At 58.6% G+C, this 7,258-nt stretch carries 4 protein-coding genes; all 4 read left to right on the forward strand.

What is annotated here, in order from left to right; translation table 11 throughout:
- Positions 1 to 1,395, forward strand: a 1,395-nt coding sequence (locus ACMLHG_RS03980; protein WP_417169634.1) for a phage tail tape measure protein, incomplete at its 5' end; no start/stop codon positions are given.
- A 183-nt stretch (positions 1,396 to 1,578) separates the two neighbouring features.
- Positions 1,579 to 2,718 (forward strand): substrate-binding domain-containing protein, encoded by a 1,140-nt coding sequence (locus ACMLHG_RS03985; protein WP_417169635.1) that lies wholly within the window; start codon positions 1,579 to 1,581, stop codon positions 2,716 to 2,718.
- Positions 2,719 to 2,750: 32 nt separating this feature from the next.
- Positions 2,751 to 3,386 carry a prepilin-type N-terminal cleavage/methylation domain-containing protein gene (locus ACMLHG_RS03990; RefSeq protein ID WP_417169636.1) on the forward strand — a complete coding sequence of 212 codons (636 nt, stop codon included), beginning with the start codon at positions 2,751 to 2,753 and terminating at the stop codon, positions 3,384 to 3,386.
- Between the two features lie 19 nt (positions 3,387 to 3,405).
- Positions 3,406 to 6,936 (forward strand): hypothetical protein, encoded by a 3,531-nt coding sequence (locus tag ACMLHG_RS03995; protein WP_417169637.1) that lies wholly within the window; start codon positions 3,406 to 3,408, stop codon positions 6,934 to 6,936.
- Positions 6,937 to 7,258: the final 322 nt, after the last annotated feature.

Raw genomic sequence — 7,258 nt, forward strand, 5'->3', positions numbered from 1 at the left:
TTGACCAAGACCGCGCAGCGTCTCGGACGTGACACCTCCTATACCGCGCAGCAGGCCGCGGATGCAATGGTGTCGCTGGGACGAATGGGTTTCTCCCCGACCGAAATCCAGGCGTCCATCGATGCGGTGCTGAATCTTGCCCGGTCAACGGGAACGGAACTTGCGGAAGCTGGCGACATCGCCGCGAACAGCATGCGGATCTTCGGCATTGAAGCGTCACAGATGAGTGACGTCGCCGATGTTCTCACGGTCACTGCGAACAGTTCGGCCCAGACACTGATTGACCTCTTTGAGGCGTTGAAAATGGGCGGACCGCAGGCGGCCGCCGCCGGGGAGTCGATTCGGGAAACCAGTGCGGCGATCGCGGTTCTTGCGAACATGGGCATCAAAGGATCTCTCGCCGGAACGGCTTTGCGCAAGAGTTTCTCGCAGTTTGCCAAGGTGAAAGTTCAGGATCAGCTCCGTTCCGTTGGCGTGGAAACAGTCGACGCAAACGGAAATCTCCGCAAAATGGCGGAGATCATGCGGGACATAAGCAAAGTTCTTAGCAGCATGCCGACAGCGGAACGACTGTCATTTGCCGAGGATATTTTTGATATTCGCGGATCACTGGCCGGACTGACGCTGACGGCGAATACCGATGAACTGGATGCGATGCTGGTCAAGCTCCAGGATGTGGAAGGAGTCGCGGCGAAAACGGCGACAGCGATGGATGCCGGACTCGGCGGTTCATTCCGTCTGTGGGAATCCGCCGTGGAAGGTTCGCTCAATGCCATCGCCGAAGCCATGAATTCGACACTCCAGCCGCTGATAGTCAAGGTGACGGATGTCATCAACGCCTTCACCCAATGGATTGAGGCGAATCAGGGGCTGGTGACAGCCTTTGCCGTGACGGTGGCGGGGGCGGCCGGCCTTGCCGTGGTTCTGATTGCCATCGGAGTTGCCGCCAAGGGGGCGGCTGCCGGAATCACCGTAGTTCAGACGGCGATCAAGGGATTCACTTTCCTTCAGGGGGTGGCCATTGCGCAGGGGACAGCACTCAAGACCTCCTTTACGCTGTTGACGCAGTCGTTCGCAAACTACCGCAACACGGCGATTCCGGCGATGGTCGGTACGGAAAAGTTCTGTGCGGCTTTGGGACTTGCCTCGACGTCCGCGAACCGGGCGCGGGCAAGCATCATTCTGATGAGCAATGCCGAAGCCGCCGCCGTCGTGAAGGAGCTGCAGGAACCCGATCCGGAGCCATTGACCGAGTACAACGAATTCGAAAAAACGCTCGACGACACCATCGGGCTCTGCCGGGTCAGTCTCGAACAGTACAACCGGATCGTCGAAAATCCGGATGCGAACTGGGCAATGCGGCTCTTCCGTTTCGAACCGCGGGAACGGTTCTGACCCGGGATCTCCTGCTGCACGCCTGCAAACGTGAAAGACGGCAAAAGTCGCCTTCCCATGTTTGCAGGCATGACGCCTTTCTTTGAATTTTCCGATTTTTTTTCTTCATGCTCTTGACAATTCACCTGTTTTGATTCATAATAATAATATCGCAACAGTGGTACAAAAAAACAGGAAATTGCCATGCCCCCGCTGAAATATCTGAAAGTCAAATCCTATCTGGAGGCTGCGGCGGTCAAACCGGAGTCCGCGATGCGGATGCCGACGGTCCGCGAGCTGATGAACCAGTTCAATGTCTCGCTCGCCACCGTGAACCGGGCGCTCTCCGAACTTGAAAACGACGGCGTGATCGTCCGCCGGCAGGGCTCCGGCATCGTCGCCGCCGGCAAGCATAGAACCGTGGCACGGCTGCAGGGGAAAGCCGCCGGAGTCCGCAACCTTCTCTTCGCCTACAATGATTATCCGGAAGAAAGCACCTGGAAGATGGTGCACACGATCGCGCACTATTCCCGGCTTCAGGGCTGTAATATGGTCGACTGCAAAATCTATCCGGACACCTCGACCGAATCGCTGATCGAATTCGTCAAGGCGCAATCCGACTGCTCCGGCCTGATCCTGCTGGTCGGCGCCGACCGGATGGATGCCGAACGGCTTGAGGCTCTCGGCAGCCTGCCGATGACGATCGTGGTCGTCGACAGCATGTATTTTTATGCGAACTACCTGCCGGACAACGTTTACATCCTCTCTCCCGACGCCGTCAACTGCGCCGAAAAAACCGTTGAAGTCCTGCTGAGAAAGGGACACCGCCGGATCGGCTTCGTCCGGAACGAACCGCGCAGCGAGTACAACGACCTGTACCGAAAAACCCTGATTGCGGCAATGAAGCGCGAGGGAATCGAATTCGGGCCGGAGCGGATTTTCAGTTCGACAATCCGCTCCTGGGAGAGCTCGCTCGATGCGGCGGTGCAGCTGACGGAAAACAACCTCGACCAGATCAAAAAGCTCGGCCTGACCGCACTGATCTACAAATCGTCGAGCGGTGCCCTGGTCACCCTCAAGACGCTGAAAGAGGCCGGGCTGCCGGTTCCGGACCGGATCAGCGTGATCGGCGAAGGCGAACGCGATCTGTACCGCTATCTGACGCCCGGGCTCACCGTCGTGACCATGGATTACGAAAAGCTCGGCTGCACCGCCGTCGATATCGTGCTCGGCAAACTCAAGCCGAAGAACCACAACCTCTTTTTTCCGCAACATCTGATCGAACGCGAAAGCGTGAAGGATTTGACGAAAAACGGCATGGACGCACCACAGTTTTCCGAATGAAAAAGCTCACCACTACAAAACGGGGGACCATCATGAAAAAGAGAACATTCACCTTAGTCGAGCTGCTGGTTGTAATTGCAATCATCGCCGTGCTGGCGGCAATATTGCTCCCGGCCCTGAACATGGCGCGCGACAAGGCACGCAACATCACCTGCGTCTCGAACCTCAGGCAGTGGGGAACATACATCAATTCGTACGCGAACGACTTCGGCGGCCGGATGTATGTATCGCCCAACACCAGCACCTGGCAAGCCGATTCCATGGCGCGACACTATGAGAATTATACGCCGAGTATTTATCAGAAGGGCGCTTCCGTGTACCGTTGTCCGGCCGGAACCGCATTCCCCGACAATCAGGCATCCCCGTTAGATCCGACCTACGGCGGCACTCTGTCGAAAGCGGATTACGATAAATTCGGCACCTATAAGGCATACCCTCACCTGAGCCAGTACAACCGAAAAGCCATCTTTGCCGACCGCTGGTGGACGTGGGGCGCCGTCACCTCCGGCTACTGGCACATCACCAGCATCAACCTGCTGTTCGGCGACGGTCACGTCAATTTCTACCGCGATCCCACCCGCGAGGTTCAGGCCAATACCGGAACCGGTGGCAGCTACTATAACGCGGTTGTAGGATTCAATTTCCTCAATAATCAACTAACTCAATAAGTTTTGAAAGGATTGTTTCATGAAGCAGAACTTCACCGCCGCCGGACTGTTGCTGGCCTTCGCCGCAGTCGCCGGAATCCCTCCGGAGAACTTCGACCGCCCCGCCGCCGATCCGGCGGAAGCGGTACGTTGGAGCTCGGCCGCCCCCGCAAAATTTCAGAACTCCGGCGGCCTCGACGATTCCGCCTGCGCGGTGCTCACTTACAACGGGCAGGCGCTGGTGCGCCGCTTCCCAATTCAACCGGGAGTGTGTGATTTCAGCTATACGGCGGCGGTCAAGCTCAACAGCAACGTCAGCTTCTGCGGCATCGAGTTCGGAGCGGAAAAGATCGCTTGGAACCACTACCAGGGCGGCATTCAACTGAAGGTTGGCCAACCGCCCGCGCCGGGACTGCCGCCGATCGAAGCGGGCAGATGGTACAACGTCAGGCTGACGCTCCACCAGAATCCGGCCGGCGGCGGTTACGACTTCTTTCTCGATGGCGAACCGGTTTTCCGCTGCCGCAAAATGGGCGCGGATGCCAGATTGCCGATTCAGTCAATCCGGATCGGCTATTACGATTCGAAGAACGACGGCCCGATCCTCGTCGACGACGTGGCGTTCCTGCCATCGGAACCGACGAAGATCGAGACCGGCTGGAGCGACGACTTCAAGAGTTACCGGAATGACGCGGAACTCGGCTGCGCCTTCCGCAGCGCCTCCCCGGCCATCCTCGCCCCGGCGGGCGGCGAAGCGTTGCTTTTTTACAACGGCCAGGCGTTGGAAAAACATTTTTCTCCTCTCCCCTTCGATCGGGAGTGGGTATTCGGCGCAACGGTCCGCCCGGAGAGCGGCAAGAGTTTCTGCCGGATCAGTTTCGGCACGGAAAAAATCGCCTGGAACCGGTTTCAGGGCTTTCACGACCTTTACCCGGACGACGGCAAGGCACACCGGGTGGAGTTCACAATCCGGGCCAACCCGCTGAAGGGCGGCCGGTACGACGTCCGGGTGGACGGCCGGGAGATTGTCCGAGACAAACCGTTCGAAGGCAACGCTGGAGAGGCGGTCTCATCGATCCGGGTCTGCTACCTGTCGACCAAAGCCGACGGCCCGATCCGGGTCGAACAGCTCTCGGTCCGGCCGGGCGCGGAACTCCGGCTGCCGGCGGCAGAGCGGGTCGCGGTCAAATTCCCCCCGGAAGCGACGGCGCGGACGTTCCGCGGCGGCCGGATCCTCCTCCCTTTTGAACTGACCGGGCAAACCGATGGACTGAGCAACCTGCAAGGCAAGCTTTTCCCCAATCACTATAACCAGCACGTGCAGGCCGAAAAGGAGGCGCTCCGCATCGCATCCGCCGTCCCGGACGCGGCCGGCAAAGGGGAACTGGCGTTCGACGACGTGCCCTTTGGCATGTTCACGCTCCGATTGTACGCCGATACGCCGGAGGGAAAAGAACAGCTGATCCGCGAAGAGTTCGTCAGCATGGTTCACCCGGCGCCGAAAGCGCCCCAAACCATGCCGATCCGCTGGGGCATCACCACTCACGGCGACCGCTTCGACCGCCGGCTCGACCTCGAAATTCCGCCGCTCCGGGAGGCCGGGGCCAACTGGACCCGGTTCGAAATCGCTCTCTACGAACTGACCGACGCGGAAGGCAACATCAACTTTGCCCATCACGATAAATTGTTCGAGGAGGGCCGGCGCAACGGTGTCAACTTCTTCGCGGTCATCAATACCAAGCCGCAAGGAAGCGGCATCTCACCCAATTCAAAATGGTTCAGCCAGCCGGATGTCAAGAGCTGGGAGAAGGCACTCCGGCAGGTGTTCACCCATTACAAAGGCAAAATCGACTACTACGAAATCTGGAACGAACCGCTCCACTACGAGTGGAACGGCTTCGAGCCGGGCGTGGAGCGCGCGGTTCAGTACGCAGAACTCTTCAAGGCCGCGCGGCGGGTCGCCGACGAAGTTTCGCCCGGCGTCAAACTGATGGGGCCATGCATGACCGGCAATATGATCCCCTATCTGCGCACCGTCGCAAAGGCCGGCGGACTGGACAAAGCCGATCTGATCAGCGTTCACGGCCGCCCGTTCCCGGACTATAAAGATGAGTGTTATCAAGCCATTCTCCGTGAAATCACCGGCCGGGAACTGCCGGTATTCTGCACCGAAGGCGCCAACGACTCCAGGGCGCTGATCGCCAGTTTCGCGGGCGAAACGCCGGCGGCCGGATTCGTCTACACTATGCGCGACAAAGGCGTGAATCCGGTGAACTACGAGCACAACAACGGCATGATCAAATACGACGGATTGCCCAAAGGGCGCTTCATCCAGTACCAGTTCCTGAGCACCATGCTCGGCAACGCCGAATACATCGGGAAGATCTTCTCTGACCGCGGGTTGAACGGTTACCTGTTCCGGGAGGATGGCATCTGGACCGCCGCGGTCTGGGCCGGGGAGAGCACCGAACTGCCGCGTCCCGCGGGCGCTGCCTGCTTCGATGCACTGGGCAATCCCTTCGGCGACGGGCGGCTCACCGCCTTCATCCCCGGAAGCGAGGAAAACTTCGAGCCGAAGAAAATCGCCTTCATCCGCGGCCTCGCGCCAGAGTCGCCCGAAGTGGTCGCCGCCTTGGTCAACTGCAATATGGAATACAAACTTCTTCCGACCAACGAATCGTTGAAGTTGCGTTTCACGTTCTTCAATCCCGGCGGCCGCCCCCGGACTTACGGACTGCGACTCGCCGATACGCCGCACCTGAAATTCGCCGGCCTCGCGCCGGTCACGGTCGGCCCCGGCGAAACGGTCGAACGCGAGCTGGCCTTCCAGGCGGCTCCCGACACCCCGGCCAGCGAGCTTCGGATCGCCGCGACGCTCGAAACGGACGGCCGAAAGCTGCCGCGTGTCTTTGGCCCCTTCCGTTTCGTCAACCCGGAGCGGTTCAAACAGTCGCCGGTGCTCGACTTCACCGAAAAGGTCAACCTTGAAGTGTCGGCGAAGGCCGAAGACCTCCACGCCACCCAGAGTACCGGCGTCGCCCGAAAAAAACAGAACCAGGCGTCGCTCTCACGCGGCAGCTCCGTCGGCGCGGCGTCAGTGGACGGCAAAACCTGCGCCCGGCTCGACTACCGGTTCCACCGGCCGCCGGGCGGATGGGCTCACACCTGGCTGGCCAGCAGCTACCAGTTGCGCAAACCGGTGCAACTGCCCGGCATCCCGGTCAAGTTGAAGATGAAGCTCTTCATGGAGAACAACGTCGAAAACTACCCGGTGACGCTGGTTTTCTTCTTCAAGGACCCGACCGGTAAAACAATCCGGGTCGAAGCCGGCGAAGTCTTCTGGACTGGCTGGCGGGAGTACGAAGTCGATATTCCAAGCCTCCTGTCGGGGGGGCACATCCACAGTGTCGCCGGCGGCAACAAACTGCCGAAAATCGACACCTGGCCGCTAACACTGACCGGCTTCTCCATCAACCTTATACCGCTTTCAAGTTCGATTCATGCGGAGAATCCGGATCACGTGGCCGGTTACCTGCTGTTGGATCGGATCGATGTCGAATCCTATCAATGATCAAACACGGATCTGCTTGCCATAAACGGCAAGCAGATCCCCGGTCTCCACGAGTGTGGAATCGACACCGGAATCCGTTGCTCGAGGGTGAAAGGCGTTATAACCGGAATGACTATATCACAAGACATGCAAAATTCAAGTAAAAAATCATTATTTGCATATTCTAGTGTAGCGTCTCTTAAGAACTTATCAACTAATAATATCATAACGGAGGATAAATTGCCATAATTTTATTCATCGTTATCATCATAGCTGCCAAGTACAGCAAGGCATTGTATGCGCAGGCGGTTTTTTCGTATCTGACATGAATTTTTCTGAATCG

This window comes from Victivallis sp. (genome assembly GCF_048170485.1).
Classification (GTDB): Bacteria; Verrucomicrobiota; Lentisphaeria; order Victivallales; family Victivallaceae; genus Victivallis.

Bases quoted from the DNA above. Each gene is read 5' to 3' on its own strand.
- ACMLHG_RS03985 (WP_417169635.1), top strand. From the start codon at position 1,579: ATGCCCCCGCTGAAATATCTGAAAGTCAAATCCTATCTGGAGGCTGCG.
- ACMLHG_RS03990 (WP_417169636.1), top strand. From the start codon at position 2,751: ATGAAAAAGAGAACATTCACCTTAGTCGAGCTGCTGGTTGTAATTGCA.
- ACMLHG_RS03995 (WP_417169637.1), top strand. From the start codon at position 3,406: ATGAAGCAGAACTTCACCGCCGCCGGACTGTTGCTGGCCTTCGCCGCA.